Here is a 25411-nt window from a genome sequence, read left to right as displayed (position 1 = left end):
GTCGCCTCCTCAGCACCGCACCACGCCGGGTATCTGGGTCGGCGCCGCCGTGTCCTGCGGCCGGTGCGTCGCCAGGAAATCGTCGAAGGCCGCGTGCAGCGCGGCGGGCGACGCGCCCTGCGTGTCGATTGCCAGCCGCGTGAACTTCTGTTGCAGGTACAGCGCCTTCAGCACGCCCGGCAGGTCCGAATGCGGCGCTGTGGCAAAGGGCTGCGCGGCGGCGGCGTTGATGCGGCCATAGGCCCACCACAGCGTCAGCGGCAGCGCCACCAGCCCGGCCAGGGCCAGCAGCCAGAGATCGTCATCGATGATCAGCGCGCCGAGCACGCCCAGCACCAGTGCGGCCGCGGCAATGACCGCCGGTGCCAGCAGCGGCTTCAGCGGCAGTGGCGACAGGGGCGGCGCGCCGGTCCAGTAGTCGTTGAACGGCATGGTCGTTTCGACCTGGCAGTCCCGCATCAGCCGCACGAAGCCGGCGGGATCCACCAGCCGTTCATGCCCGTCGCAATGCACCAGGATTTCCCGCAGTTCGTCCTGCGCCACCGACCACAGATGCGCCAGGTATTCGTCGCGGGTCGCGTCGCTGCCATCGGTGGCGTCGAAATCCAGCACGAAGATCAGGTAGGAACACGGCAGCCGGTCCACCGGGTCCGTCACATTCGGCTGCGGCGAAAGCTTCAGCGCCACCTTGATCGGGTCGCGCTGCCCGCGCCCGTTGAAGGCGACATCGTCCAGGATGGCAAAGCGCGCGAAATGCGTGCGGGTGCTGCGCGCGAAAGGGCTGTTCAGGCCGATCTTCTCGGTGGCCGGCGTCTGCAACGCCGTCGGCAGCGCCGCCAACGTCGCGCGCAGTTCATGCAGGTGGGAGGTCACCGTCGCCGCGGTCCGCGGGTCCGCGCAGAGGCCGCTGCGGATCGGGATCAGCGTCGTCAGGAAGTAGTGGCCGCCGTCGAAGTTGGGCATGTGTGCTGGCTCCGCCTCAGGTGGGAGGGCGGCGGATCAGCGCCTCCCGGTTCAGGTCGGCGTTCTGGGTATCGTTGCTCGCCACCGGCGCGTAGCCGTGCGAGGGCAGGTCGTTCTGCACGGTCACGAAGGCGCGGCGGAACGCGACGGCGAATTCCTCCGGCGTCAGCGTCGCATGCTGCCGGGCCAGCGCCTCCAGCGCCGCGCGCACCCGCAGCGCCGCCTTGATGTCGCGTTGCGCCGCGCCGGGCGTGGCGTTGTAGTAGTAGGCGGTATCGATCTGGTTGGCGCGGATGTAGTTCTTGAAGGGTGTGATCGGGATCGATCCCGGGTACTTCGTGCTGGAATACCAGAACAGGTCGAGCCCGTTCGGGATGCCGTCGCTGAAGGCATCGATGTACTGGTCCCAGGTGCCGTTGAAGTTGCTGACGAACAGCATGTAGTCGTTGGCGATGCTGGGCTTGCCCTGGCCGAGGTCGGGCCACTGGTCGCGGCGGATCATCACCCAGCGGGCGAAGTGGATGATCGACAGGCCGAGCAACCCGCCCAGCTGCTGCGGCTGGGTGCGCGCCACCATGAACAGGAAGCGGTTGATCCAGGTCTTCCACGGCCGCATCGGGGTGACGACGTTCATCCCGTAGGCCTTGCCCGCGACATTCGACATGGGGCACCTCCCGTTCCGGAAGCCGCTACGCTATCGCGACGGCCGATCGTTGCAAGGCAAAACGCATCCTGCACGCCTCGCGCGAAACCGAATGAAACACGCGCCACATGGCGCGAAACCTGCGCACCCCGGTCGCGTTGCGCACCGAACCCTGCCGGACCGGAACACCCCATGGCCGAAGCCAGACTGGCGCGCCGCCGCCTGCTCGCCGCGCTCGCCTCCACCGGCGCGCTTGCTGCGCTGCCGGCGCACGCCGCGGCGCCGGTGGCGCGCGACTTCCGGCCGAGCGTGTTCAACAGCTTCTTCCTGGGCGGCTTCGAGTGTTCCACGCACCGGCGCGGCGACGGCAAGCGGCTCGACGTCATCGCCGCGACGGGGCACGACCGCCTGGCCCTGCAGGATTACCGGCAGTTGCGCGAGCACGACATCGACTCCGCGCGCGACGGTGTCCGCTGGCACCTGGTGGAGGCGCAGCCCGGCCGCCACGACTGGTCCTCGCTGCGGCCCATGCTGGCGGCGGCGAAGGCGGCGCGGCTGCAGGTGGCGTGGGACCTGATGCATTTCGGCTGGCCGGACCACCTGGACGTGTTTTCCGGCGCCTTCGTCGAGCATTTCGCCCGCTATGCCGGCGCCTTCGCGCGGCTGCACCTGGAGGAGACCGGCACGCCGCCGATCGTCTGCCCGATCAACGAGATCTCCTTCCTCAGCCATGGCGGCGGCGAGATGGGCTGGATCAACCCGGGCACGCGCGGCCGCGGCGCGGAGATGCGGCGCAACCTGGTCCGGGCCTCCATCGCCGCCGCCGCCGCGGTGCGGGAGGCGGCGCCGGGCGCCACCCTCCTGGCGATCGAGCCGCTGGTGCATATCGCCGCCGGCCCGGGCCATGATCCGGAGGAGATCGCGGCACTGAACGAGCAGCAGGTGCTGGCGCTGGACCTGCTGGATGGCCAGGCCGCACCCGGCCTCGGCGGCGGGCCGCAGGTCTTCGACCTGGTCGGGATGAACTACTACTGGAACCACCAGTGGATCCATAACGGCCCGCGCATCGGCGGCGACGACCCGCGCTACCGCCCGCTGTTCCGCCTGATGCAGGACATCGAGGCGCGCTACGGCCGGAACATCTTCCTATCCGAGACCGGCATCGAAGGGCCGGAGCGGCCGGCCTGGCTGCGCTACATCGGGCGTGCCATGCGCGACGCGGTGCTGGCGGGGGTGCGGATGGAGGGGATCTGCATCTACCCGATCATGAGCCATCCCGGCTGGGACGATGACCGCTACGCGCCCAACGGCCTGTTCGAGATGGGCCCGCATGATGGCCTTCGCCGCCCGGTGCACCAGCCGCTGGCGGAGGAACTGGCCCGGCAGCAGGATTTGTTCGCGGCGCTGTTCGCCGCGGCCTAACGGTCCAGGCAGCTCTTGCATTTTATAAAATCTAATGGGCAAGATGCCGGATGGCTCCCACGACCGCCTCCACCCCCGCCTACGCCATCCTGCGCGACCGCCTGCGCCTGGCGATCCTCGATGGAACCTGGCCGCCCGGCACGCACCGCACCCTGGGCGCCCTGGCGCTGGAACATCAGGTCTCGATCAGCCCGGTGCGGGAGGCGCTGCTGTCGCTGGAGGGCGAGGGGCTGGTCGAGATCCGCCAGCATCGCGGCGCCATCGTGCCGCTGCTCGACGCCAAGCTGTTCGCCGACCTGTACGACCTGCGCGGCGCCCTGCAATCCCTGCTCGCCCGCCGCGCCGCGGAGCGGGTGACGGAGGCGGAGCTGACGGGCATCGCCGCGCACGCCAGGGCCTTCGAGGCCGCGGCCAAGCGTCACGATGCCGCCGCGGCGCTGCGTCACAACGAGGCCTTCCACGCCGCCATCGACGGCGTCGCCGCCAACCCCCAGGCGCAGGCCGTGGTCGCCGCGCGCACCGCCTTCGTCAACGCGGTCCGCCTCCGCCTCGGCTACGGCCCGGCGCGGATGCTCACGGCCGCAAGGCAGCACGAGACGATCCTGCAGGCGCTGCGGGCTCGCCACCCGGAGGCGGCCGCGGAAGCCGCCTTCGCCCATGTCGAATCCGCCAAGCGCGACCTGCTCGAACGGTTCGCCGAAGAACAAGGAAGGAAACCCACGCCATGACCATCACGCGCCGGCTGCTACTCGGCACCACAGCCGCGGCGATTGCCGCGCCCCATGTCGCACGGGCGCAGGGCTGGAAGCCGGACCGGCCGCTGCGCCTCATCGTCGGCTTCGCGCCGGGCGGCACGGCGGACCTGGTCGCGCGGCTGGCGGCGGCGGAGATGGCGAAGGCGCTCGGCCAGAACGTGGTGGTGGAAAACCGCGCCGGCGCCTCGGGCAACATCGCGACGCAGGCCGTGGTGCAAGCCCCGGCGGATGGACACACGCTGGCGCTGGCCGGCCTGCAACTGGTGACGAATCCCGGGCTGATCGCGCAGCTCGGCTACGATCCGGCGAAGGACCTGCAGATGTGCGGACAGCTCACTGCGCTGCCGGTGGTGGTGATGGCCAGCGCGAAGTCCGGCATCACGACGATCGAGGAGGCCGTGGCGCGTGCCAGGGACCGCGGCGTCACCATCGGCACCGCCGGCGTCGGCACCTCCTCGCACCTCGGCGCGGAGCTGCTGTTCCGCACCGTCGGCGGGCGGTTCGAGGGGGTGCAGTATCGCGGCGGCGCGCCGGCTTTCCAGGCGCTGCTGTCCGGCGACGTCGAGATGATGTTCGACCTGGTCGCCAGCTACCAGGCCCCGGCGGCGGCGGAAGGCCGCGTGCGCGTCCTCGGCGTCATGCAGCAGGACCGGGCGGAGGGCATGCCGGAGGTGCGGTCCTTCGGTGAGGCGGGGCTGCCGGCGGCAGCCCAGATGCGGTCCTGGCAGGGCATCTGCGTGCGCGCCGGCGCACCAGACGGCGCGGTGGCGGCCCTACATGCGGCAACGGTGGCCGCGGTGCGGTCGCCGGCCTTCTCCGATCGGGTCCGGGCGCTGTCCATCGCCCCCGTCGCCAGCGAAAGCCCCGCTGGCTTCGATGCGCTGTACCGCGCCGAACTGCTGCGCTGGACCACGCTGATCCGCGAAGCCGGGATCACCGTGCAATGAGCACGCAGGACCCCGCCGCGCGGCTGCGCGCCGAAGTCAAGGCGATGCGGCTGGACTGGCTGGTGGCGGAACGCGAGGCACGGCCGCTCGCCCCGCTGCCGATCCCGGAGAAGGCGCTGCTCGACCGCTACGCGCAGCTCTATACCGGCGCGGTGTCGGACGTGCTGCGGGAGCACGCGCTGATGGACCAGGCGCTGCCGCACCGCATCCAGCCGCTGCGCCCGGAACAGCCCTGCACCGCCGGCTTCGCCTTCACCGCGAAAAGCGCGCCGAACACGCAGGTGACGGGCGAGATGACGCTGCGCGGCGCGATGCTGGAGGCGATGGGCGAGGGCCACTTCGTGGTCTGGGATGCCGGCGGCGCGGAGGACTCCACCGCCTGGGGCGGCGTGATGACGGCGGCCGCCAAGGCGCGCGGCGTGCGCGGCGCGGCCATCGATGGCGGCGTGCGCGACACGCGGCAGGTGATGGATGCGGACTTCCCGGTGTTCTGCCGCTTCCGCCATCCCAACGCGGCCCTCGGCCGCGCCATGCTGTCGCATTTCCAGGTGCCGGTCCGCATCGGTGCCGTGATGGTGCATCCCGGCGATGTCGTGGTGGCGGACATGGACGGTGTCATGGTGGTGCCGCGCGCCCTCGCGCTGCCGGTGCTGGAACGCTGCGAGGAGATCCTCGGACTGGAGAAGGAAATCTTCGACTGGATCGAGCAGGGCGATTCCGTCGCCGAGATCAGCGCCAAGGGTGGATACTTCTGATGGGGCCGCGCATCACCGCCATCCGCACGCATCTGATGCAGGCGGGGCCGCTCGGCGTCTCCGGCTGGGGCGACGTGAAAAGCAGCATCACCACGGGCACGCGCAACTGGCTGTTCGTGACGGTGGAGACCAATGCCGGAATCACCGGGCTCGGCGAGGGCAGCGGCTGGCCGCGCGTGGTGGAAACCGCGGTGGGCGACCTCGCCCACATCGTCATCGGCCAGAACGCCTTCGACATCGAGCGCATCAGCCAGCGCATGGCCGTCGCCATGATGGGCCATGGCATGAGCGGCGTGGTCGGCCAGGGCGCCATCGCGGCCATCGACATGGCGCTGTGGGACATCAAGGGGAAGGCGCTCGGCGTGCCGGTGTGGCAGTTGCTCGGCGGGATGATGCGCGACCGCATCCGCGCCTACACCCACGCCTCCACGCCCGAACAGGCGAAGGATGCCGTCGCGCGCGGCTACACCGCCATCAAGACCGGCGGCGTGGCGAATCCGGTGGCGAAGGCACGGGCCATCCGCGCCGCCATCGGCGACGACTGCGACCTGATGATCGACCTGCACGGCCCGCCCTGGCTGAGCCTGCCGGATGCCATCAGCATCAGCCGGGAGCTTGGGAAGCTGCGGCCCCTGTTCGTGGAGGAACCGCTGGCCCCCGAGAACATCGAGGGCTACCGCGCGCTGCGGCGTGCCGTGGACGTGCCGCTGGCGGCCGGCGAGCGCCATGGCGGGCTGCACGGCGTGGCGCCGCTGCTGTTCGAGAACCTGGTGGACGTGATCCAGCCCGATTCCGGCCGTGCCGGCGGGCTGACCGGGATGCGCAAGCTGGCGGCGATCGCGGAGGCGCGCTTCGCGACGGTGGCGCCGCATTCCGGTTCGCTCGGCCCGGTCGCGGAATTCGCTGCGATCCACCTTTTGGCGGCGATCCCGAACGCACTGATCCTGGAACGCATGGATCCGGATTGGCCGGGGCGCAGCCAGGTGATCAACGGCGCGGCGCCGCGGATGGTGGATGGGCATGTGGTGGTGCCGGATGCGCCGGGCCTCGGCGTGACGCTGGACGAGGCCTTCGTCGCCGCCAACCCGTCGCTGCGCAATGTCGGCCTGCCCTCCGGCGGCTGGCCGAAGGGGACGGAGGCGGCGACGCTGTACAGCCAGCCGCGCACGCCACGCGCCGGCATCCTGCCGGACTGAACGCGGCGGCGCGGCCCGCGTTGTCCCTGGACCCCGCAACCTCGCCGGGTGCAACGGGGGAGCGCCGCGCTGGCCATGGTGGAGATCGAGCGGGAATTGCTGCTGGTCGGTGGCGGGCATGCGCATCTCGGCGTGCTGCGCCACCTGGCGCGGCGCCCCCTGCCCGCCGGCCTCCGCGTCACGCTGGTCGCGCGCGAGGCGGAGGCGCTGTATTCCGGGATGCTGCCCGGCCTGGTCGCGGGCCGCTTCGCCGCCAAGGATTGCGTGGTGCATCTGCCGCGCCTGACCCGCGCAGCCGGTGCGCGCTTCCTGCGGGCTGAGGTTGCCGGACTGGACCTCGCAGCCGGCCATGTCCTGTGCACCGGCAACCGGCCGCCGCTGCGGTTCGACCTGCTGTCTCTGAACACCGGCGCCGCCCCCGCGCTGGTGCCAGGCGCCGCCGAGCATGCGCTGGTGCTGCGGCCCTTCGACCGCTTCCTCGCCGGGTGGCGGGCCTTGCGCGACACGAATGGCGCGCTGCGCCTGCTGGTGGTGGGCGAGGGCGCCGCCGGGGTGGAGGTGGCGCTGGCACTGCGCCAGGGCCTCGGCGCCGCGGCCCGCATTGGCCTGGTCGGCCGTGGCGATGCACCGCTGCCCGGCATGGCACAAGCGGCGCGCGACGCGGCACGGGCAGCCCTGGCGGCAGGCGATGTCGCCTGGCATGGCGCCGCCACCGTGGCGCAGGTGAGGGCGGACTCGCTGATGCTGGCCGATGGCCGCAGCCTGCCCTGTGACCGCGCCATCTGGGCTGCCGGCGCCGCGCCGCCCGCCTGGCTGCACGGCACCGGGCTGGCGCTGTGCCCGGCCGGCTTCATCGCCGTGGATGCCACGCTGCGCAGCCTGTCGCATCCCCGCGTCTTCGCCGCCGGCGACCTCGCCACCGTCGCGGCCCACCCGAGGCCGCGCGCCGGGGTCTTCGCCGTGCGGCAGGGCGCGCCGCTGGCGGAGAATCTGCGCCGTGCCCTGGCGGGCGAGGCGCCCCGCCCCTTCACGCCGCAGCGCCGCTACCTCGCGCTGGTCTCCACCGGCTCGCAGGCCATCGCCACCTGGGGTGGCGCAGCGCGCATGGGACGCTGGGCGCTGCGGCTGAAGGACCGCATCGACCGGCGCTGGATCCGCATGCACGCGGAGATGCCGCCGATGGCGCCCCGGCTGGACCAACCCACGGACCCGCCCGCGCCGATGCGCTGTGGCGGCTGCGGCGCCAAGCTGGCCGCGCCGGTGCTGTCCCGCGTCCTCGCCGCGCTGCCCGGCCTGCCACCGCCGGACGACGCCGCATTGCTGCACCTGCCGGAGGTACCCGGCCGCACCCTGGTGCAGACCGTGGACATGTTCCGCGCGCCGATCGACGACCCCTTCCTGTTCGGCCGCATCGCCGCCAACCACGCGCTCGGCGACATCGCCGCGATGGGGGCCGAACCGCGCGTCGCCCTCGCCATCGCGGCGCTGCCGCCGGCGGCGGAGGCCGTGCAGGAATCGGACCTGCTGGCGATGCTGCGTGGCGGCCAGCTTGTGCTGGAAGCCGCCGGTGCGCGACTGGTCGGCGGCCACACGGCGGAGGCGACGGAGGCCATGCTCGGCTTCGCGGTGACCGGAGAGGTCGCGCAACCGATCCTGCGCGCCGGCCTGCGTCCGGGCGACGTGCTGGTGCTGACCAAGCCGCTCGGCACCGGCGCGCTGCTCGCCGCCGCCATGCAGGGCGCCGGCCGTGCCGCCTGGGTGGAGGGCGCGCTGGCCGGCATGCAGCAAAGCCCCTTCCCCGCCAGCCGCATCCTGCGCGCCCATGGCGCCACCGCCTGCGCCGACGTCACCGGCTTCGGGCTGCTTGGCCACCTGCTGGAACTGCTGCGCGCCTCCGCCGCCGGCGCGGTGCTGGACCCCGATGCCGTGCCGGCGCTGGCGGGGGCGGAGGCGATGCTGGCGGCGGGCCACCGCAGCACGCTCGACCCCGGCAACCGTGCCGCCGCGCTGCCTTTCCTGAGCGGCGACACGGCACCCGCGCGACTTTCGCTGCTGCTGGACCCGCAGACCGCTGGCGGCCTGCTGGCCGGCGTCCCGGCTAGCCGGTGCGCGGACTGCGTTGCCGCATTGCGCGCCGAAGGATACGGCGCCGCAGCCATCGGAAAGGTTGAAGATCATGCTCCGACGATTCGCCTGCAACCCTTGCGCATGAACGGGGTTTCATGACCATGCGGTCCATCGCGGGTACAATCCTCGTCGTCCAGGAAAGCCGGTTCCGCCTGCTGACCGCGGCCGGCCGCGGGCTGCACTTCCTGCTCGCGCACAACGCGAATCTCGAACCGCAGGACCTGCCGGCGCTGGCGCATCGCCGCGTGCGGGTGGATTACGAGCCCGCGCCCGGCCTGCGCGCCCACATCGCCCACGCCCTGGAGGCCACGCCATGAGCAAGCCGCCGCTACGCCGTGCTGCGCGCGCCCTGCGCGACTGGTCCGTGCCGCGCCAGCTCCGCGGCGCGCCGCACAAGACCACGGCCGCCGAGAGCGAATCCTCCCGCACGCTGCGGCCACGGCTGGAACAGGCGGACAAGGTCGGCACCTCCATCTGCCCCTACTGCGCCGTCGGCTGCGCGCAGCTGGTCTATGCGAAGGACGACAAGCCGATCCACATCGAGGGTGATCCGCGCAGCCCGATCAACCAGGGCACGCTCTGCCCGAAGGGCGCCGCCACCCTGTCCCTGCTGACCAGCCCCGAGCGCATCGACACCTGCCTGCACCGTGCGCCCGGCGCCACCGAATGGACGCGCGTCGATCTGGACTGGGCCATGCGGCGCATCGCGCATCTCGCGAAGCGCACGCGCGACGAGGGGTTTGTCGGCCGGCTGCCGGACGGGACGCGGCTGAACCAGACGCTGAACATGGGCTCGCTCGGCGGCGCCACGCTGGACAACGAGGAAAACTACCTTCTGAAGAAATTGTTCTCCGGCGGCCTCGGCATGGCCTTCGTCGAGAACCAGGCGAGGGTCTGACACTCCTCCTCGGTGCCCAGTCTGGGTGCCTCCTACGGCCGGGGCGCGGCGACGCTGCCCCAGTGGGACCTGGCGCGCGCGGATTGCGTGCTCGTCATGGGCTCCAACATGGCCGAGAACCACCCGATCGCGTTCCGCTTCGTCCTGCAGGCGAAGCAGAAGGGCGCCACGGTGATCCATGCCGACCCGCGCTTCACCCGCACCAGCGCCATGGCGGACATCTACGCGCCGCTGCGCGCCGGCAGCGACATCGCCTTCCTCGGCGGCATCATCCGGCACGTGCTGGAGAACGACCTGTGGTTCCGCGACTTCGCCCTGCCCTACACCAACCTGTCCACCATCATCGACGAGGATTTTCGGGGGCCGGAGGAACTCGATGGCCTCTTCTCGGGCTGGTCCGAGGACAGCAAGCGCTACAGCCCGGCGAGCTGGCAGTACGATGGCATGATGATGCCGTCCTCGCTGGCCGAATCCTTCATCGAGGCGGAAGGCTTCTGCGAGGCGGTGAAGCGGCTGCATGATGGCCCGACGCCGAAGGACGAGACGCTGCAGCATCCGCGCTGCGTCTACCAGATCCTGAAGCGCCACTACGCCCGCTACACGCCGGAGATGGTGGAACGCGTCACCGGCTGCCCGCGCGACGTCTTCCTGAAGGTGGCAGGCGAGATGGCACGCAACAGCGGGCGGGAGCGCACCGGCACCATCTGCTACGCCGTCGGCTGGACGCATCACAGCACCGGCGTGCAGATGATCCGCGCCGCCGCGATCCTGCAGGCGCTGCTCGGCAATGTCGGCCGGCCCGGCGGCGGCATCCTGGCGCTGCGCGGCCACACCAGCATCCAGGGCAGCACAGATATCCCGACGCTGTACGACATGCTGCCGGGCTACCTGCCGCAGCCGCACGCGATGAAGCCGCACGGCACGCTGGCGGACTACCTGGAAAGCGAAACCAACCCGACCGGCTGGTGGCACAATTTTCCGAAGTATGCCGTCAGCCTGCTGCGCGCCTGGTACGGCGCCGCCGGCAATGCGGAGAACGGCTTCGGCTTCGACATGCTGCAACGCATGACCGGCGACCATTCGCAGCTGCCGATGACGGTTGCCATGCGCGACGGCATCCTCAAGGGCCTGTTCGTGATGGGCCAGAACCCGGTCGTCGGAGGCAGCAACAGCCGCCTGGTGCAGCGCGGCCTGGCGCAGCTCGACTGGATGGTGGTGCGCGACTTCGCCGAGACGGAAACCGCGAATTTCTGGCGCGACGGCCACATCATCCGCGACGGGGAGATGCGGACGGAGGACATCGGCACCGAGGTCTTCCTGATGCCGGCGTCACTGGCCGGCGAGAAGGCCGGCAGCTTCACCAACACCCACCGGCTGATCCAGTGGCACGACAAGGTCGTGCAGGCGCCGGGCGACAGCCGGTCCGAGCTGTGGTTCGCCTACCACCTCGGCCGCCTGCTGAAGGAGATGTACGCGGACAGCACGCGGGAGGAGGACCGGCCGATCCAGGCGCTCACCTGGGACTACCCGGTGGATACGGAAGGCGAGCCGGATGCGGAAGCGGTGCTGCGCGAGATCAACGGCTACACCTGGCCGGAGAAGGTGCAGGTCTGCGGGTTCTCCGACCTGAAGGATGATGGCTCGACCGCCTGCGGCTGCTGGATCTACAGCGGCGTGTTCCCGGAACCGGGCCGCAACCTGGCGCGCGCGCGCAAGCCGGATGGGCCGGATGGACCCGGCACGCATCTCGGCTGGGGCTACGCCTGGCCCGACAACCGCCGCACGCTGAACAACCGCGCCTCCGCCGACCCGGCCGGACAGCCGTGGTCCGCGCGCAAGCGGCTGGTCTGGTGGGACGAGGATGCGGGGAAGTGGGACAGCCCCGACAAGGTCGATTTCCCGCCGACCAAGCGGCCCGATTTCGAGCCCGACTGGGCCAGCAAGCCCGCCGGCATGGACGCGATCTCGGGCCACCAGCCCTTCATCATGATCCCCGACGGCGTCGCCGGCCTGTTCGTGCCCTCCGGCCTGAAGGACGGCCCGCTGCCCGTGCATTACGAGCCGATCGAGAGCCCGGTGCCGAACCTGCTCTACGCGCAGGACGCGAACCCGGCCGCGAAGCGCTGGGAACATGCCGACAACCGGCTGCATGAAACCGGCGACCCGCGTTTCCCGCATGTGCTGACCACCTACCGGCTGACCGAACACCACGCCGGCGGCACGCCCACCCGCAGCGTCGCCACATTGGCGGAGCTGATGCCGGAGGGCTTCTGCGAAATCCCGACCGAACTCGCGCACGCGCTCGGCATCCGCAGCAAGGACTTCGTGGTGCTGTCCACCCTGCGCGGCGAGGTCGAGACGCGGGCGCTGGTGACGGATCGGCTGCGGCCCTTCCGCATCGGCAACCAGCTTATCTGGCAGCTCGGCATGCCGTGGCATTTCGGCTGGGAAGGCATGGCGACCGGCGACATCGCCAATGTGCTGACCGCCGTCGTCGGCGACGTGAACACGGCGATGCACGAGAACAAGGCGCTGACCTGCGCGCTGCGTCCGGGCCGGCTGCATCGGGGAGAGCGATGATGGATGGCGGCCTGGCGCATCGGCGCGTGCTGGAGCACACCGACCTCGACCCGCAGAAGCCGATCCCGCAGGAGGCCGAGGTCACCGCCGGCTGCGTCATCGAGCCGGGCCGAAGCTACGGCTTCTTCACCGACACCACGCTGTGCATCGGCTGCAAGGCCTGCGAGGTGGCCTGCAAGGAATGGAACAACCTGCCCTCCGAAAAGGGCCCGATGACCGGCCACAGCTACGACAATACCGGCGAGCTGGGCGCCCACACCTGGCGCCACGTTACCTTCCTGGAAAAGCTGGAGGGCGCGACGACCATGCCGCCCTACCAGTCCAACTGGCTGATGATGTCGGACGTCTGCAAGCATTGCAGCCCCGCCCCCTGCCTGGAGGCCTGCCCCACCGGCGCCCTGTTCCGCACGGAATTCGACACCGTCGTGGTGCAGCAGGATATCTGCAACGGCTGCGGCTATTGCGTGCCGGCCTGTCCCTTCGGCGTGGTGGAACTGGCGAAGGAGGATGGCAAGGCGCACAAATGCACGCTGTGCTACGATCGCCTGAAGGGCGGGCTGGAGCCCGCCTGCGCCAAATCCTGCCCGACGGACAGCATCCAGTTCGGCGAGCTGTCGGACCTCATCGCGCGTGCCGAACTGCGCGTTGATCAATTGCACGAACAGGGCCAGCCGAAGGCGTATCTGTACGGCACGCCGGACGGCCCCGGCACCGGCGCGGGCCTGCACCACCTCAACGCCTTCTTCCTGCTGACCGCGCAGCCGGAGCTGTACAACCTGCCGCCGAGGCCGACCCGCCCCGCGCGCAACGCGCGGCCTTCGTTCCTCGCGGGTCTTGCGACGATGGCGGGGCTGGCAATCGCGGCGGCGCTGGTGGGAGTGGGGCGCAGATGACGCATTGGAACGGCGAGACCTACCACGGCCGCCAGGTCACCAAGCCGAGCAGCTTCGACTGGAAAGTCTCCGCCTACATCTTCATCCTCGGCGTCGCCGGCTCGGCGCAGATCATCGCCGCGGTGGCGCGGCCGAACCGCAGCCTGGTGCGCCAGGCGCGGCTGCTGGCACTCGGCGGCAGCATCCTGGGCCCGCTCGTGCTGGTCCGGCACCTTAAGACGCCGTCGCGCTGGTTCAACATGCTGCGCATCGTTCGGCCGACCTCGCCGATGTCGCTGGGGTCGTGGCTGCTGACGGCCTTCGGCGGGCTCAGCGCGCTGACCGCGCTCGGCAGCGTCTTCGGCCGCCGCTGGCCCTTCGCGCGGCGCGTCTCCGAGGCGACGCAGGGCCCGGCCGCCATCGCCGGCGCGGGGATGAGCGTCTACACCGCCTCGCTGCTGTCCTCGACCAGCACGCCGCTCTGGGCTGCCGCGCCGGCGCCGCTCGCCGTGCAGTTCGGCAGCGCCGCGATGGCGGGCGCGGCTTCCGCCCTCGCCCTGATGCAGCGCCGGGACGGCGAGGACGAGATCGCGCAGCGGCTGGAGCGCCTGGCGCTGCTGGCCGGCGGCACGGAGATGCTGGCGAGCCAGGCGGCCAAGGCGCAATGGCAGCGCGCCGGCGTCGCGCCGCGCGGCACGCCCAACACGCTCATCAACGGCGGCGGCACCGTCGCCGGCGCGGTGCTGCCCTTCGCCGCTCACGTGCTGGGCCGTGCGCTGGGTGGCCGGGCGGAGAAGCTGCTCCCGGAGGCCGCATCCATCGCCATGCTGCTCGGCGGCGCCGCGATGCGCCATGGCGTGCTGACCGCCGGCAATGCCAGCGCCCGGCGTCCCGGCGACGTGTTCCGGACGACGCAGCGATGAACGCGGAGGCCTCCGCCCGGCAGGCCGCGCTGGCGGCGCTCGACCGCCTGATCGCCGTGGCACCCCCCAGCACCGTGGAGGAAGCGATGCAGGCCCTGAAATCCGTGGTCGCGCTGCGCGACCTGCAGGTGGCGCGGCGCCGCGCGGATGGCGCGTCGGCGGACCTCGACCGGCGGCTCGCCTGCACCAATGCGGTGCTCAGCCTGACCTGGTCCGGCGCCGTTCCCATCATGGGTTTTCGCACCGAACGACTGCAGGAGGCGCGTGCCGCACTTGCGGCGTGCGACGCCGCATGAGCGAGACCTCCCCGGGCGAGATCCGCCCCCCGAAGAAGATCGCCATCGCCACCCGCGCCAAGGGCAAGACCAAGGCGGAACTCGATGCGCCGGTGCTGCTGATGTTGGCGCTGCTGGCCGGTGCCTACATCGCCTTCGGCGGGCTGTTCGCGATGACGGCGCTGGCCGGCACCTCCGATGCCCTGCCCTTCGGCCCGGCGCAGGTGCTCGCGGGCGTGGTGTTCTCGCTCGGCCTGATCCTGGTGCTGCTCGGCGGGGCGGAACTGTTCACCGGCAACACGCTGCTGGTGGTGGCCTGGGCGGAAGGCCGCGCCGGCTTCGCGCCGATCCTGTGGGCGCTGCTGCTGGCCTATGTCGCGAACTTCGTGGGCTCCATCGCCATCGTGCTGCTCGCCTTCGCGGCCAACCTGCACCTGGCGGGCGACGGCGCGGTGGGCGCCGCGGCCTTGGCCGGCGCGACGCGCAAGGTGGAACTCGGCTTCGGCGCGGCGCTGGCCAGCGGCATCCTGGCCAACATGCTGGTCTGCCTGGCAGTGTGGCTGGCCTTCGGGGCGCGCAGCGCGGCGGACAAGGTGCTGGTCATCATCCCGCCCATCGCCGCCTTCGTCGCCATGGGGCTGGAGCATTCGGTGGCCAACATGTCGCTGATCCCCTTCGGCTGGCTGGTGCAGGGCGAGGCGGGGCCGATCGGCCTTGGCAGCTTCCTCGGCAACCTGGTGCCCGTCACCATCGGCAACGTCATCGGCGGCGGCGCCATCGGCCTCGCCTACTGGTTCGCCTATCTGCGACCGCAGGACGATTAGACGACGCGGCTCAGGTCTGGCGAGCGGTCAGCGCGTTCATGTAGGCGACCGCGTTGTAGTAGCCCTGCCGCAGCAAGCCCACGACGAAGGTGTTGGTGGGCGCACGCGGCGGTGCGGGTTTCGGCGCACGGGTCGCTTCCGGGGCGGCAGCCGGCCGTGGGCTGAAGGTGACGATGCAGGCTTGGGAGATGGGTGCGTCGCTCATGGGCCAAAGAATACACGGCTTCGTGAGGCGGTATAGCACAAAGTTGATTATAGCAGAAGATCAACCCTGGGTTGCTGGCGGAGGCGGATGGGAATCGAACCCACCATCCGGGTTGAGCGGATCGCCGGTTTTGAAGACCGTGGGGGCCACCAGGCCACCTGTCGCCTCCGCGGCTTCAACTGCCCGGCACGACATCCGGTTCCGCGACGATATGACGCCGGTCGCCGGAGCGCCGCGTCAGCCCCTCCGCATCCAGCCGCTCCAGCAACGGTACCGCGAATTTCCGGGAGATGCCGAGCAGCCGGCCGCAATCGCCCACCAGGAAGCCCTCGGCGCGTCCGCCATAGGCCTGCCGCAACGCCGCCCGTGCGTCGGCCATCGCGACACGATGGAACAGCACCTCCCGCTTCTGCACGGCGTCCGGCGCCCGGACCAGGCGGCCGGTGCGGACCAGCAGCGCCACGGCCTGCGCCCGTGCCCGCTGCCCCGCCACCACCACCGCCGCATCGGGCGGCGCCAGGCCGGCGTCCCGGAAGCTGGCCTCGGTGGCGTCCAGCAGGCTGCGCGCGGCCTGCGGCAGCAGCGCCAGCGGATCCAGGCCGTGCCGGGTGAAGCGGCCGGCGGCGAGATCCAGGCGGCGCGCCGCGACCAGCCGCGCCAGCACGCCCTCCACCGGCGCTCCGGCCGGCAGGGCGGCGCGCAGCTCCGCCAGGCCCGGCCCCGGCGCGGCGGGGTCGCGCAGTTGCGCCGCCTCCACCGCCGCCACCGCCGCGGCCTCCAAGGCCGTGCAGGCCTCCCGGTGCAGCAACAGCCCGCCCGACAGCCGCACCGCATCCGGCAGAAGGAGCGAAGCTGGCAGCACACCCGCGATACGTGCCAGCGCCGCCGCCGTCGCGCCCCGGGCGCCCGCCGCGCGCAGGCGCAGCGCCGAGGCATCCTCCGGCCCCGCCGCCGCCATCGCCGCCAGCAGCGCCGCATCGCGCGCGGACCGGCGCGGCGGCGCCGGGTCCAGCACCAACCCGCCGCCGACCGTTCGCGCGGGGCTGGCCAGGCGCAGCACGAAGCGCTCCCGCGCCGGCATCGCCAGCGGCGCATCCAGGCGAAGCTGTGCCACCGCGGCCTCACCAGGCGCCAGCGCCGCCCGGTCCAGCAGGTGCAGCCGCGCGCCGACTTCCGCCGTTCCGGCCAGCAGGCGCAGCGCGGCCCCACGCGGCAGCGCGGCCGGCGCGGAGGCGAGCAGCACCACACGCGCATCCAGCCGCCGCGACTCCACCAGCAGCCCCGGCGCGGCCAGCGCACTGCCCGGCGGCACCTGGTCCACCGTCACCCCGCGCAACGCCACCGCGACCCTGCGACCGGGCGAGGCCTGTTCCACCGCCGCGCCATGCATCTGCACGCCGCGCAGCCGCGCCACGGCGCCGCCGGGCCAGATCTCCACCTCATTCCCCACGGTCAGCTTCGCGCGGCGCAGCGCGCCGGTCACCACGGTGCCGGCGCCGGGGCGGGAGAAGGCACGGTCCACCGGCAGCCAGGCGCCTTCGCCGGCCTGCACATCCGGACGCGCCAGCCCCGCCAAGGCCGCGGCCAGCCCCGGCACGCCGTCGCCGGTCACGGCGGCGGTCGCGACCACCGGCCAATCGCCCAGGCCAAGCCGCGAAAGCAGCGCCCGCGCTTCAGCCTCCGCCGCCTTGGAATCCTGCACGCGATCGCAGCGCGTCAGCGCCACCACGCCGCGCGAAACGCCGAGCAGCGCCGCGACCTCCGCATGTTCCACCGTCTGCGCCCGCACGCCTTCCGCGGCATCGACGCACAGCAGGGCGGCCTCGATGGCGGTGGCGCCGGCGATCATGGTGCGCAGGAAGCGCTCATGCCCCGGCACATCCACCAGGTCGATCTCCGCCCCGTCCCGCAGCAGGCGGGCGAAGCCGAGCACGATGGAGATGCCGCGCGCCTTCTCCTCCGGCAGCCGATCGGTGTCCGTGCCCGTCAGCGCCCGCACCAGCGCGCTCTTGCCGTGGTCGACATGGCCGAGCACGCCGACCAGCGCGCTTCTCATGCCAGCGCCGCGCGGATCGCGGCGGCGAGTGCCGGCACCTCGTCCTCCGTCACCGTGCGCAGGTCCAGCAGCAGGCGGCCGCCCGCGATGCGCGCCATCACCGCCGTCTCGCCCTGGCGCAGCCGCGCGGCGAGCGCCTCGGCCGGCCCGGGCAGCGCCAGCAGGCAGCTCGGCAATTCGACGGCGGGCAGCGATCCGCCACCGACCAGGGAGGTGCCGGCTACGATCTCGCCCTGCGGCAGCAGCGCCAGCAGTTGCGCCGCGCGTGCGGAAACCTCCGCCACCGGCGCCGTCAGCATCGCCAACGCCGGGATCGTCCGCACGACCGTCTCCGGGTCGCGGTACAGGCGCAAAGTCGCCTCCAGCGCCGCCAGCGTCAGCTTGTCCGGCCGCAGCGCGCGCATCAGCGGATGCGCCGCCAGCCGCGCCACCACCTCCGCCCGCCCGAGCACCAGCCCGGCCTGCGGCCCGCCGAGCAGCTTGTCGCCGCTCGCCACCACCACGTCGAAGCCTTGCGCCACCGCCTGCGCCAGCGTCGGCTCCGCCGGCAGGCCGTACCGCGAAAGATCGACCATCGCGCCGCTGCCGAGATCGACCACCGACAGCAGCCCCCTCTCCCGCGCCAGCGCCGCGATCGCCGCCGCATCCGGCAGCGCCGTGAAGCCGCGCATGGCGAAGTTGCTCTGGTGGACGCGCAGCAGCAGGCGCGTCGCGGGGCCGATCGCCGCGGCGTAGTCGGACAGGCGGGTGCGGTTGGTGGTGCCGACCTCCGCCAGCGCGGCGCCGCCCTGGCGGATCACGTCCGGGATGCGGAAGCCGCCGCCGATCTCGACCAGCTCGCCGCGGGAGACCACGGCCTCGCCGCCCGCCGCCAGCGCCGTCATCGCCAGCAGCATGGCGGCGGCGCCGTTGTTCACCACCAGTGCCGCCTCGGCGCCCGTCAGTTCGGCCAGCAGCGCGGCGCAGGCGGCGTGGCGATGGCCGCGGCGGCCGGTCCCGAGGTCCAGCTCCAGGTTGCAGTAGCCGCCGGCCAGGGCCGCAAGCGCAGCCTGCGGCAGTGGCGCGCGGCCGAGATTGGTGTGCAGCACAACGCCCGTCGCGTTGATGACGCGGCGCAGGCCCGGCCGTGCCGCAGCCTCCAGCGCCGCCTCGGCCGCGGCGAAGGCGCGCGGTGCGGAAAACCCGGTGCCGCCCTGTCGCACCGCCGCCAGCTCCGCCCGCAGCGCCGCCGCCACCGCCGGGCGCGGATGCCGCGCCAGCAGCGCCGCAGCCTCCGGCCCGGCAAGCAGCCGGTGCAGGGCGGGCAGGGCGCGCGGGTTGAACTGATCCATTCCGGCCATGACGATCCAGCCGCGCCACGGTTCCCCGCAACCATGGCCCGGCCGGCGCTTTATCCCGGACATGACAAGCCATGGACCGGGCGATTGGGTCGGCGGCCTCGCCGAATGGGCGGCGGCCGGACTGGAACTCGCCGGGGTTCTGGTGCTGCTGGTCGGCGTCGTCGCCACCAGCGCGCTGTACCTGCGCGCCGGGTTCAGCCGCGGACAGCCCGGCTGGTCCGACTCCTTCAAGCCCTACCGCGCCAATCTCGGGCGGGCGATCCTGCTCGGCCTGGAACTGCTGGTGGCGGCGGATATCGTGCACACCGTCGCCGCACCGATGACGCTGACGACGGTCGCGGCCCTCGGCCTGGTGGTGCTGATCCGCACCGTGCTCAGCCTGTCGCTGGAGGTCGAGATCGAGGGTCGCTGGCCCTGGCAGGGGCCGAAGGGCTGAGAGACCGGCCGAGAACGCCGGGCGGGTCGGCTCCGCGGGTCTTCTACGCCCCTGGGGCGTCGGCGGACTTGCCGATGCGACCAGCATCGGCGGCGTCCACCTTCGGCCAGGTGCGCAGAACACCACGCGGATCCTCAGCCGCCGGCATCCTCGACCGGTCTCCGAGGCACCACAGCAGCCACGCCGCCCCCAGCCCCGCGGCCACCATAAGATCCAGCCAGGGCGAGGGCCGCGCCACCGGCGCGTCCGGCCGCAGCACCCACCACAGATGCGCGCCGAACTGCACCAGCAGCAGCCAGCACACCGCGACCATGCGCCAGCGCCCGTGGTCCGGCGGCGCGGCCAGGGCGATGGCCAGCAGCAGCGCCGGCAAAGCGAGGCCGAGCTGCACCCAGCCCCAATCCCCCAGCCGGCGCAGGTACCAGGCCGATTCCTCCGGCAGGTCCGCCATCCACACCACGATGAACTGGCTGAACCACAGCCACAGCACCGCCAGCCCCAGCGTCAGCAGGGCGCGTTCCAGCCCCGGCAGCCCGTCCGAATCCGGATGCGGGCGGCCAGCCAGGATGGCCGCCGCGAGCGCCGCCGCCAGCCCCTGCACCCACAGGGAAAAGCCTTGCAGGCTGGGGTACCAGGCGGTGTCGCGGGACAGCACCCAGTCGAAGCCGGCCAGCGTCATCGTCGGCAGCAACAGGGTCAGCGTCAGCGCCGACAGGCCCTGGTGCCGCCCCGGCCGCGCCAGCCGCCAGCCGAGCACCGCCCAGACCAGCAGATAACCGGCCGCGCGCAGCCGGAACCCCATGGGCTGCAGAATGGCGGCGCGGAGACCCTCATCCGGGCCACCCGTTTCCGGCGCCCAAGGGTACAGCGTCTCGACGCTCCACAGCACCGGCAGCGCCATCAGCGCCAGCAGCGGCAGGCTGCGCGCGGCGGCTTCCAGCGGCGGGCGGATAGGCGCCAGCCATTCCTCCCGCAGCAGATGGCCGAGCGCCAGCACGCCGATGGCCCCGACGCCGAGCAGCGTCCACAGCAGGAAGCCGGCAAGCCAGGCCTCGGCCAGGACCGGCCCGCCGAAGCCGATGGCCAGGGCGACGGCCAGCGCCACGGCCAGGGCGGCGAGAAGCTTCACGGCGCCAGCCTCTCGACGAAGCGCGCGATCGCCCAGCGGTCGGCGGGGGCGATGCGGTCCGCGAAGGGGTGCGCGCGGGCGCGGTTCTCCGCGATCACCGCCATGCTCTCCGCCGCCTCCGCCGGCAGTGGCGGCGGCGCCGGGAAGCCGCGCGCGACGACGGGGCCGTCGCCGGCGCCGGAGGGGCCATGGCAGGGCGTGCAGTGGATGGCGTAGCGCGCCGCGCCGCGCTCCAGCAGCGCCGGCGTCACCTCCGGCCCCGGCGGCGCCAGCGCCTGGCGTCGCGCGGCCTCGCCCTGCGCCACCGCGCCGGGCGGAGGCGGGGCGGGCGGCGCGGGCGGCGTGCTGGCGGGCCAGCCATCGCAGGCTGCCAACAGACTTATCGGCAAAAGAAGGATGGGCAGCAGGCGCCTCATTCCGCCACCTCGCTGATGCGCAGCGGCTTGTGCGGGCGCAGCAGGTGGCGCGCCTCGGCGGCGTCGAGGCCGGGGTCGCCGGTGAACAGGCACAGGAAGAAGCGGTCCTCGCTGGCGCGGCCGAAGCCGGGCGCGGCGAAGACCGGGTGGCTCAGCCGCGGCAGGCGGTTCAGCGCCAGCATGCCGACCAGCGCGCCGGCCGCCGCCCACAGGATCGCGACGATGGTGGTGGCCGGCAGGAAGGCCGGCAGCGCGTGCAGCGGCCGGCCCCCGACATTGATCGGATAGACCTGCACGCTGAGCCACCACTGCGTCGCATAGGCCAGCACCCCGCCGAACAGCCCGGCGCCGATCGCGATCCACGCCACCGAAGCGCCTCGCACGCCGAGCAGCCGCGCCGCATCCGGCACCGGGAACGGCGCATGCGCATCCATCCGGCGCCAGCCGAAGTCCCGGGCCGCACGCAGCGCGTCCACCATCGCATCCTGTTCGGCGAATTCAGCGACGACGGCGGTGGTCCTACCCTCGGTCATGGCACGTCCGCCTCGCTTTCCTCGTGCCGCGTCTCGAACATGGACACCACCGGGACGAAGCGGGCGAAGCCCAGCATCAGCAGCACGAACAGCCCGACGGTGCCGGCCAGCAGCGTCCATTCCGGCACCGTCGGCACGTATAGCGGCCCGATGCGCGGCAGGTGGTCGCGCAGCAGCCCGCCGGCGACGATGGAGAAACGGTCGAGCCACACGCCGGCGGCGGCCGCCAGCCCGATCGGCACCGCCCAGCGCGCCTGCAGCCGGAAGCGGCGCAGCCACAGCAGCTGCGGCACCAGCACGATCAGCGCGAAGCCGCCCCAGTACAGCCCGGCATAGGCGCCGAAGGCGCGCGCCAGCATGGCATCCCGCGTCACCGCATCCTCCAGCACCGCGACCAGCAGCGCCTCGGCATAGACGTAGCCGCACAGCACTGCGGTCGCTGCCATCAGCTTGCCCAGCAGATCGATGTCACCCTCGTCGATGAAGCGTTCCAGCCGCAGCCCGCCGCGCAGCAGCGCCGCCAGCGCCAGCACCACGCCGAGGCCGGAGGGCACGCCGGTCGCCACCACATGCAGCGGCAGCCGGGCCTGGTGCCATTCCGGCACGAGGGTCGTGGCGAATTCCAGCGCGACGATGGTCTGTGCCGAGACCAGCATCGGCAGCACCAGCGCCGCCACAAGCCGGTAGGCCGCCTGGTGGCGCGCCCAATGCACCACGGAGCCACGCCAGCCCAGCGCGAACACGCCATAGATCCGCGCCGAGACCATGCGCCGCTTCGCCACCGCGCGGTCGCGCATGGTGGCGAGGTCCGGGATCAGGCCGGTGTACCAGAACAGCCCGGTGACCACGACATGCGACATGATACCCCAGAAATCCCACACCAGCGTGCTTCGGAAGTTGGGCCACACCGCGTAGGTCGCGGGATAGGGCACGGTCCAGTAGAACAGCCAGGGCCGCCCGAGATGCAGGATGGGATACAGCGCCGCCGCCGCCACCGCCGCCAGCGCCGCGGCTTCCGCGAAGCGGTTCACCGCGGTGCGCAGCCCGTGCCGGCGCAGCACCAGGATCACCGCGAACAGGCTGGCGGCATTGGCGATGCCGATCCACCACACGTAGTTGATCAGGTCGAAGCCCCAGACGAAGGGCACGTTGGTGCCCCACAGCGCCGTGCCACGCAGCAGCAGCGCCACCACCGCATAGGCCAGCAGCAGCGTGGCGAGCGCCGCCGCCGCGACCGAAAGCCCGAACCGCCAGCCGAAATCCGGCCGCAGCGGCGTGTCGGAGACCGGCCGCGTGTCGAAGCCGGTACTCACGCCTCCGGCACCAGGCGCGCGAGGTAGGTGGTGCGCGGCCGCGTATCCAGGTTGCCGAGCAGCGCGTAGTTGCGCGGCTGTGCCTTGGCACGCGAGACGTCGCTGCCCGGATCGTTGATGTCGCCGAAATGGATGGCGCGCGTCGGGCAGGCCTGCTGGCAGGCGGTGCGCACCTCGCCGTCACGGATCGGGCGACCCTCCTGCCGCGCGACGTCGCGCGCCGCCTGGATGCGGTGCTGGCAGTAGGTGCATTTCTCGATCACGCCGCGCGGGCGGATCGGCACATCCGGATTGCGCACCGGCACCGCATCCGCCTGCCGCCCGTAATCCGTCCAGTTGAAGCGCCGCACCTTGTAGGGGCAGTTGTTGGAACAGGTCCGCGTGCCGATGCAGCGCGGATAGACCATGACGTTCAGGCCCTCATTGTCATGCACCGTGGCGTTGACGGGGCAGACCACCTCGCACGGCGCCTTCTCGCAATGCATGCAGGGGACCGGCTGGAAATCCACCGCGTCCTCCGCCCGCACGAGATCGACGCGCAGCCAATGCATGGCCCGCCCGCGCGCCATCTCCTCCGGCCCGACCACCGGCACGTTGTTCTCCGCCTGGCAGGCGATGGCGCAGGCGTTGCAGCCGATGCAGGTGTCGAGGTCGATCGACATGCCCCAGGCATGGCCGGGGTACGCCCAATCCGGATACAGCGATCGCGGCGGCGGCAGCGGCGGGATGCCCGCCTCCACCCCGATGCGCCGCACCCGCGGCGCGCCATCCGCGAGGTCCTGGCCGTAGCTGGTGTCGAGCAGCGCCACGGCCTCGCCGAGGGGCCGCAACGCCAGGCCCGGCGCAACCCACGGCGCCGCGGCGGAGCGCAGCCGGTAGGCGTCGAAGCCGACCTCGCCGGGCACCCCGCCGGCCGCGCGTCGCCCGCCGCCGAGCGGCAGCGTCACCACCCCGGCGGCCTGGCCCGGCATGACCAGCACCGGCGCGCGCAGCCTGCGCCCTGCCAGTTCCAGCTCGACCTCCGCGCCATCCCGCAGCCCCAGCGCCGCCGCATCCGCCGGCGCGATCAGCGCCGCGTTGCCCCAGGCCAGGCGGCTGAGCGGCCGCGGCAATTCCTGCAACCAGGCGAGCGGCGCGAAGCTGCCATCATGCAGGTGCGGATCGGGCGCGAAGACCGCGACCGGCCCGGGGGCACCAGGCGTCGCGGCGGGCAACGCGAAATCGGCGCGCAATGCCGATGGGCGCGGCGGCGAAGCGCTGTCCTCCACCACCCCGGCCTCCAGCACCGCCAGCCAGCGCTCCTCGAAGCCCGCATCCCCCCAGGCCGCGCGCCAGGTGTCCCGCACCAGCGCCTGGCCATCGCCCGGCAACCCGGCCAGCCGCGCCAGGATCTCCTCCGGCGTCGTCGCACCCTCCACCAGCGGCACCGTCACCGGCTGGCGCAGTGCCGCCGTGCCGTCATGGGCGAGGCTGTCGCCCCAGCTTTCCAGCGGATGCCGCAGCGGAAGGTGCCAGTCGCACGCCAAGGCGGTCTCGTCCGGATACAGCCCGGCATGCAGCGTGTGCGGCACGCGGCGCAGCAGCGCCGCCATGTCGAAATCAGCAGGCGCGTCCTGCATCGGGTTGGCATCGAGCACCAGCAGATGCGTCACCGCGCCGGCATCCCGCGCCAGCGCCGCCAGCGTGCCGGCCTCGGCGGCCACCGGATCGGCGATGTGCCGGACCTCCGCGCCCAGCGCCGCGTTCATCGCATGCGCCAGCGCGTGGACCGCCACGCCTTGCCCGCGCCCGGCCACCACCAACGCATCCGGGCCTGCGGCGCGCAAGGCGGCGGCGATGCCGGCGGCGTCCGGATGTGTCGCGCCCTGCACCGCCGTGACGCCAAGCGCCGCGGCCACGGCCCGCGCCAGCGCCTCGATCTGCGCCGGTGGCAGCGCCAGGCGGCGATCCGCCTTCGAGCCTGTCAGCGTCGGCGTCGGCTCCGCCACGATCAGCACCGGCAACTGCCCCACTTCGCGCCCCACCTGGCGTGCCAGCGCCCAGCCGCGCGCCTGCGCGATCTGCGCCGGGCCGGGTCCCAGCAGGTCCGCGCCGAGGGACAGCACGCAGCGGGCGCGCGCCAGGTCCGGCAGCGGCACCAGCGCCTCCCCGAATACCAGCCGCGCGGCTTCCGCCGCCGCCGCATCGGCCAGCGGCGCATGCACATGCCAGCGCGCGCCCGGCCAGCGCTGGAGCACCGCCGCGATCAGCCGGCGCTGCGTGGGCGAGGAGACCGGCCCGGTCAGGATGCGCAGGCCCTCCCCGCCGCGCGCCGCCAGCGCGCCGCGCTGTTCCTCCAGCCACGCCGCGAGCGTCGCCGCATCCCGCAGCACGCGGCCCTGCCGCCGGATGCGCCGCGACCGCGCCGGGTCGTGCAGCCCCAGCACGGCGGCTTCCAGGAAGATGTCGGTGGCGCCCAGGCTGCCCGGGTGGCGTGGATTGCCCTCCACCTTGATGGCGTGGCCGGCGCGGGTCCGCACCAGCACGCCGCGGCCGATGCCGTCGAGGTCGAGCACCGTGGCGTAGCGGCCCGTCGCCTCCGCCACCCCGCGCGCGGGCGCATACAGCGGGCTGCCGAACTCGCTGCCCGCATCGCAGCCCGCGGCAGCCGCCAGGGCCAGGGAGGCACCGGCGGCGCGCAGCACGCTGCGCCGGTCCGCAGAAGGCGGTTCCAAGGCTTCGGGTGGCAGGGCATCGGGCGGCGTCATGATGGGCGGCTCCGTCGGCACGCCAGGCCGGCGCTGCATCGGTGACGCGCCAGCGG

Annotated in this window: 23 protein-coding genes and 1 tRNA gene; 13 read left to right on the top strand and 11 right to left on the bottom strand. The window is 72.7% G+C overall.

What is annotated here, in order from left to right; genetic code table 11:
- Nucleotides 1-9 precede the first annotated feature (9 nt).
- Together ACFHPP_RS07880 and ACFHPP_RS07875 are read right to left on the bottom strand one after the other, a co-directional pair.
- Nucleotides 10-963, bottom strand: coding sequence for a hypothetical protein (locus ACFHPP_RS07880; RefSeq protein ID WP_437162713.1), 954 nt, complete (start codon nt 961-963; stop codon nt 10-12).
- A gap of 16 nt (nt 964-979) precedes the next feature.
- The gene (locus ACFHPP_RS07875) at nt 980-1627 is read right to left on the bottom strand and encodes a hypothetical protein (RefSeq protein ID WP_437162712.1); all 648 of its coding nucleotides are present in this window, start codon (nt 1625-1627) and stop codon (nt 980-982) included.
- Nucleotides 1628-1798: 171 nt separating this feature from the next.
- Between ACFHPP_RS07875 and ACFHPP_RS07870 the strand changes: the two genes are divergently transcribed.
- From ACFHPP_RS07870 to ACFHPP_RS07815, 12 genes are read left to right on the top strand one after another with little or no spacing between them, the layout of a single operon-like run.
- Entirely contained in the window at nt 1799-3028 is a 1230-nt protein-coding gene (locus ACFHPP_RS07870) for a hypothetical protein (RefSeq protein ID WP_437162711.1), read from the top strand.
- 50 nt (nt 3029-3078) lie between these two features.
- Entirely contained in the window at nt 3079-3756 is a 678-nt protein-coding gene (locus tag ACFHPP_RS07865) for a GntR family transcriptional regulator (protein ID WP_437162710.1), read from the top strand.
- Nucleotides 3753-4730, top strand: coding sequence for a Bug family tripartite tricarboxylate transporter substrate binding protein (locus ACFHPP_RS07860; RefSeq protein ID WP_437162709.1), 978 nt, complete (start codon nt 3753-3755; stop codon nt 4728-4730). The genes ACFHPP_RS07865 and ACFHPP_RS07860 overlap by 4 nt, the downstream gene beginning before the upstream one ends.
- Entirely contained in the window at nt 4727-5485 is a 759-nt protein-coding gene (locus tag ACFHPP_RS07855; RefSeq protein WP_437162708.1) for an RraA family protein, read from the top strand. The genes ACFHPP_RS07860 and ACFHPP_RS07855 overlap by 4 nt, the downstream gene beginning before the upstream one ends.
- A complete protein-coding gene (locus tag ACFHPP_RS07850; RefSeq protein ID WP_437162707.1) occupies nt 5485-6681 on the top strand; it encodes a mandelate racemase/muconate lactonizing enzyme family protein in 1197 nt (398 codons plus the stop codon). The genes ACFHPP_RS07855 and ACFHPP_RS07850 overlap by 1 nt, the downstream gene beginning before the upstream one ends.
- A gap of 48 nt (nt 6682-6729) precedes the next feature.
- The gene (gene selD, locus ACFHPP_RS07845; protein ID WP_437162706.1) at nt 6730-8907 is read left to right on the top strand and encodes a selenide, water dikinase SelD; all 2178 of its coding nucleotides are present in this window, start codon (nt 6730-6732) and stop codon (nt 8905-8907) included.
- Entirely contained in the window at nt 8904-9125 is a 222-nt protein-coding gene (locus ACFHPP_RS07840; protein WP_437162705.1) for a hypothetical protein, read from the top strand. The genes selD and ACFHPP_RS07840 overlap by 4 nt, the downstream gene beginning before the upstream one ends.
- Nucleotides 9122-12286 carry a formate dehydrogenase gene (gene fdh, locus ACFHPP_RS07835; RefSeq protein WP_437162704.1) on the top strand — a complete coding sequence of 1055 codons (3165 nt, stop codon included), beginning with the start codon at nt 9122-9124 and terminating at the stop codon, nt 12284-12286. The genes ACFHPP_RS07840 and fdh overlap by 4 nt, the downstream gene beginning before the upstream one ends.
- Complete coding sequence (locus tag ACFHPP_RS07830; protein WP_437162703.1) at nt 12283-13179, top strand: 4Fe-4S dicluster domain-containing protein; 897 nt, start codon at nt 12283-12285, stop codon at nt 13177-13179. The genes fdh and ACFHPP_RS07830 overlap by 4 nt, the downstream gene beginning before the upstream one ends.
- Complete coding sequence (gene nrfD / locus ACFHPP_RS07825; RefSeq protein WP_437162702.1) at nt 13176-14081, top strand: NrfD/PsrC family molybdoenzyme membrane anchor subunit; 906 nt, start codon at nt 13176-13178, stop codon at nt 14079-14081. Before ACFHPP_RS07830 ends, nrfD (ACFHPP_RS07825) begins: the two co-directional genes overlap by 4 nt.
- Nucleotides 14078-14377: a hypothetical protein gene (locus tag ACFHPP_RS07820; protein WP_437162701.1), complete on the top strand. Its 300-nt coding sequence runs from the start codon at nt 14078-14080 to the stop codon at nt 14375-14377. Before nrfD (ACFHPP_RS07825) ends, ACFHPP_RS07820 begins: the two co-directional genes overlap by 4 nt.
- Nucleotides 14374-15180: a formate/nitrite transporter family protein gene (locus ACFHPP_RS07815; RefSeq protein ID WP_437162700.1), complete on the top strand. Its 807-nt coding sequence runs from the start codon at nt 14374-14376 to the stop codon at nt 15178-15180. Before ACFHPP_RS07820 ends, ACFHPP_RS07815 begins: the two co-directional genes overlap by 4 nt.
- A gap of 10 nt (nt 15181-15190) precedes the next feature.
- On the opposite strand, the gene ACFHPP_RS07810 is transcribed toward ACFHPP_RS07815, so the two are convergent.
- The 4 genes from ACFHPP_RS07810 to selA form a co-directional block, all read right to left on the bottom strand.
- Complete coding sequence (locus tag ACFHPP_RS07810; RefSeq protein WP_437162699.1) at nt 15191-15385, bottom strand: hypothetical protein; 195 nt, start codon at nt 15383-15385, stop codon at nt 15191-15193.
- Nucleotides 15386-15460: 75 nt separating this feature from the next.
- A tRNA-Sec gene (locus ACFHPP_RS07805) sits at nt 15461-15554 on the bottom strand.
- 6 nt (nt 15555-15560) lie between these two features.
- Nucleotides 15561-17441: a selenocysteine-specific translation elongation factor gene (gene selB, locus ACFHPP_RS07800; RefSeq protein WP_437162698.1), complete on the bottom strand. Its 1881-nt coding sequence runs from the start codon at nt 17439-17441 to the stop codon at nt 15561-15563.
- Nucleotides 17438-18781: an L-seryl-tRNA(Sec) selenium transferase gene (gene selA, locus ACFHPP_RS07795; protein ID WP_437162697.1), complete on the bottom strand. Its 1344-nt coding sequence runs from the start codon at nt 18779-18781 to the stop codon at nt 17438-17440. The genes selB and selA overlap by 4 nt, the downstream gene beginning before the upstream one ends.
- A 61-nt stretch (nt 18782-18842) precedes the next feature.
- Here selA and ACFHPP_RS07790 point away from each other — a divergent pair, with 61 nt between their 5' ends.
- Nucleotides 18843-19217, top strand: coding sequence for a DUF1622 domain-containing protein (locus ACFHPP_RS07790; RefSeq protein WP_437162696.1), 375 nt, complete (start codon nt 18843-18845; stop codon nt 19215-19217).
- Between the two features lie 43 nt (nt 19218-19260).
- Here the strand turns inward: ACFHPP_RS07790 and ACFHPP_RS07785 are convergent, their stop codons facing one another.
- Genes ACFHPP_RS07785 through ACFHPP_RS07765 form a run of 5 tightly spaced genes read right to left on the bottom strand, consistent with a single transcriptional unit; the run spans nt 19261 to nt 25355 of the window.
- A complete protein-coding gene (locus tag ACFHPP_RS07785) occupies nt 19261-20346 on the bottom strand; it encodes a hypothetical protein (RefSeq protein ID WP_437162695.1) in 1086 nt (361 codons plus the stop codon).
- A complete protein-coding gene (locus tag ACFHPP_RS07780; RefSeq protein ID WP_437162694.1) occupies nt 20343-20720 on the bottom strand; it encodes a c-type cytochrome in 378 nt (125 codons plus the stop codon). Before ACFHPP_RS07780 ends, ACFHPP_RS07785 begins: the two co-directional genes overlap by 4 nt.
- Before the next feature lie 38 nt (nt 20721-20758).
- Nucleotides 20759-21295 (bottom strand): DUF3341 domain-containing protein, encoded by a 537-nt coding sequence (locus ACFHPP_RS07775; protein ID WP_437162693.1) that lies wholly within the window; start codon nt 21293-21295, stop codon nt 20759-20761.
- On the bottom strand, nt 21292-22608 hold the full coding sequence (gene nrfD, locus ACFHPP_RS07770) for an NrfD/PsrC family molybdoenzyme membrane anchor subunit (protein ID WP_437162692.1): 1317 nt from the start codon (nt 22606-22608) through the stop codon (nt 21292-21294). The genes ACFHPP_RS07775 and nrfD (ACFHPP_RS07770) overlap by 4 nt, the downstream gene beginning before the upstream one ends.
- A complete protein-coding gene (locus tag ACFHPP_RS07765; RefSeq protein WP_437162691.1) occupies nt 22605-25355 on the bottom strand; it encodes a 4Fe-4S dicluster domain-containing protein in 2751 nt (916 codons plus the stop codon). The genes nrfD (ACFHPP_RS07770) and ACFHPP_RS07765 overlap by 4 nt, the downstream gene beginning before the upstream one ends.
- Nucleotides 25356-25411 lie beyond the last annotated feature (56 nt).

The organism is Falsiroseomonas sp. E2-1-a20 (assembly GCF_051433195.1).
Lineage (GTDB): Bacteria > Pseudomonadota > Alphaproteobacteria > Acetobacterales > Acetobacteraceae > Falsiroseomonas.
The sequence above is the reverse complement of the archived record's forward strand: the minus strand, read 5'-3'. Positions and strand labels throughout refer to the sequence as shown.

Bases quoted from the DNA above. Each gene is read 5' to 3' on its own strand.
- ACFHPP_RS07880 (WP_437162713.1), bottom strand. From the start codon at position 963: ATGCCCAACTTCGACGGCGGCCACTACTTCCTGACGACGCTGATCCCG.
- ACFHPP_RS07875 (WP_437162712.1), bottom strand. From the start codon at position 1,627: ATGTCGAATGTCGCGGGCAAGGCCTACGGGATGAACGTCGTCACCCCG.
- ACFHPP_RS07870 (WP_437162711.1), top strand. From the start codon at position 1,799: ATGGCCGAAGCCAGACTGGCGCGCCGCCGCCTGCTCGCCGCGCTCGCC.
- ACFHPP_RS07865 (WP_437162710.1), top strand. From the start codon at position 3,079: ATGGCTCCCACGACCGCCTCCACCCCCGCCTACGCCATCCTGCGCGAC.
- ACFHPP_RS07860 (WP_437162709.1), top strand. From the start codon at position 3,753: ATGACCATCACGCGCCGGCTGCTACTCGGCACCACAGCCGCGGCGATT.
- ACFHPP_RS07855 (WP_437162708.1), top strand. From the start codon at position 4,727: ATGAGCACGCAGGACCCCGCCGCGCGGCTGCGCGCCGAAGTCAAGGCG.
- ACFHPP_RS07850 (WP_437162707.1), top strand. From the start codon at position 5,485: ATGGGGCCGCGCATCACCGCCATCCGCACGCATCTGATGCAGGCGGGG.
- ACFHPP_RS07840 (WP_437162705.1), top strand. From the start codon at position 8,904: ATGACCATGCGGTCCATCGCGGGTACAATCCTCGTCGTCCAGGAAAGC.
- ACFHPP_RS07830 (WP_437162703.1), top strand. From the start codon at position 12,283: ATGATGGATGGCGGCCTGGCGCATCGGCGCGTGCTGGAGCACACCGAC.
- nrfD (WP_437162702.1), top strand. From the start codon at position 13,176: ATGACGCATTGGAACGGCGAGACCTACCACGGCCGCCAGGTCACCAAG.
- ACFHPP_RS07820 (WP_437162701.1), top strand. From the start codon at position 14,078: ATGAACGCGGAGGCCTCCGCCCGGCAGGCCGCGCTGGCGGCGCTCGAC.
- ACFHPP_RS07815 (WP_437162700.1), top strand. From the start codon at position 14,374: ATGAGCGAGACCTCCCCGGGCGAGATCCGCCCCCCGAAGAAGATCGCC.
- ACFHPP_RS07810 (WP_437162699.1), bottom strand. From the start codon at position 15,385: ATGAGCGACGCACCCATCTCCCAAGCCTGCATCGTCACCTTCAGCCCA.
- selB (WP_437162698.1), bottom strand. From the start codon at position 17,441: ATGAGAAGCGCGCTGGTCGGCGTGCTCGGCCATGTCGACCACGGCAAG.
- selA (WP_437162697.1), bottom strand. From the start codon at position 18,781: ATGGCCGGAATGGATCAGTTCAACCCGCGCGCCCTGCCCGCCCTGCAC.
- ACFHPP_RS07790 (WP_437162696.1), top strand. From the start codon at position 18,843: ATGACAAGCCATGGACCGGGCGATTGGGTCGGCGGCCTCGCCGAATGG.
- ACFHPP_RS07775 (WP_437162693.1), bottom strand. From the start codon at position 21,295: ATGACCGAGGGTAGGACCACCGCCGTCGTCGCTGAATTCGCCGAACAG.
- ACFHPP_RS07765 (WP_437162691.1), bottom strand. From the start codon at position 25,355: ATGACGCCGCCCGATGCCCTGCCACCCGAAGCCTTGGAACCGCCTTCT.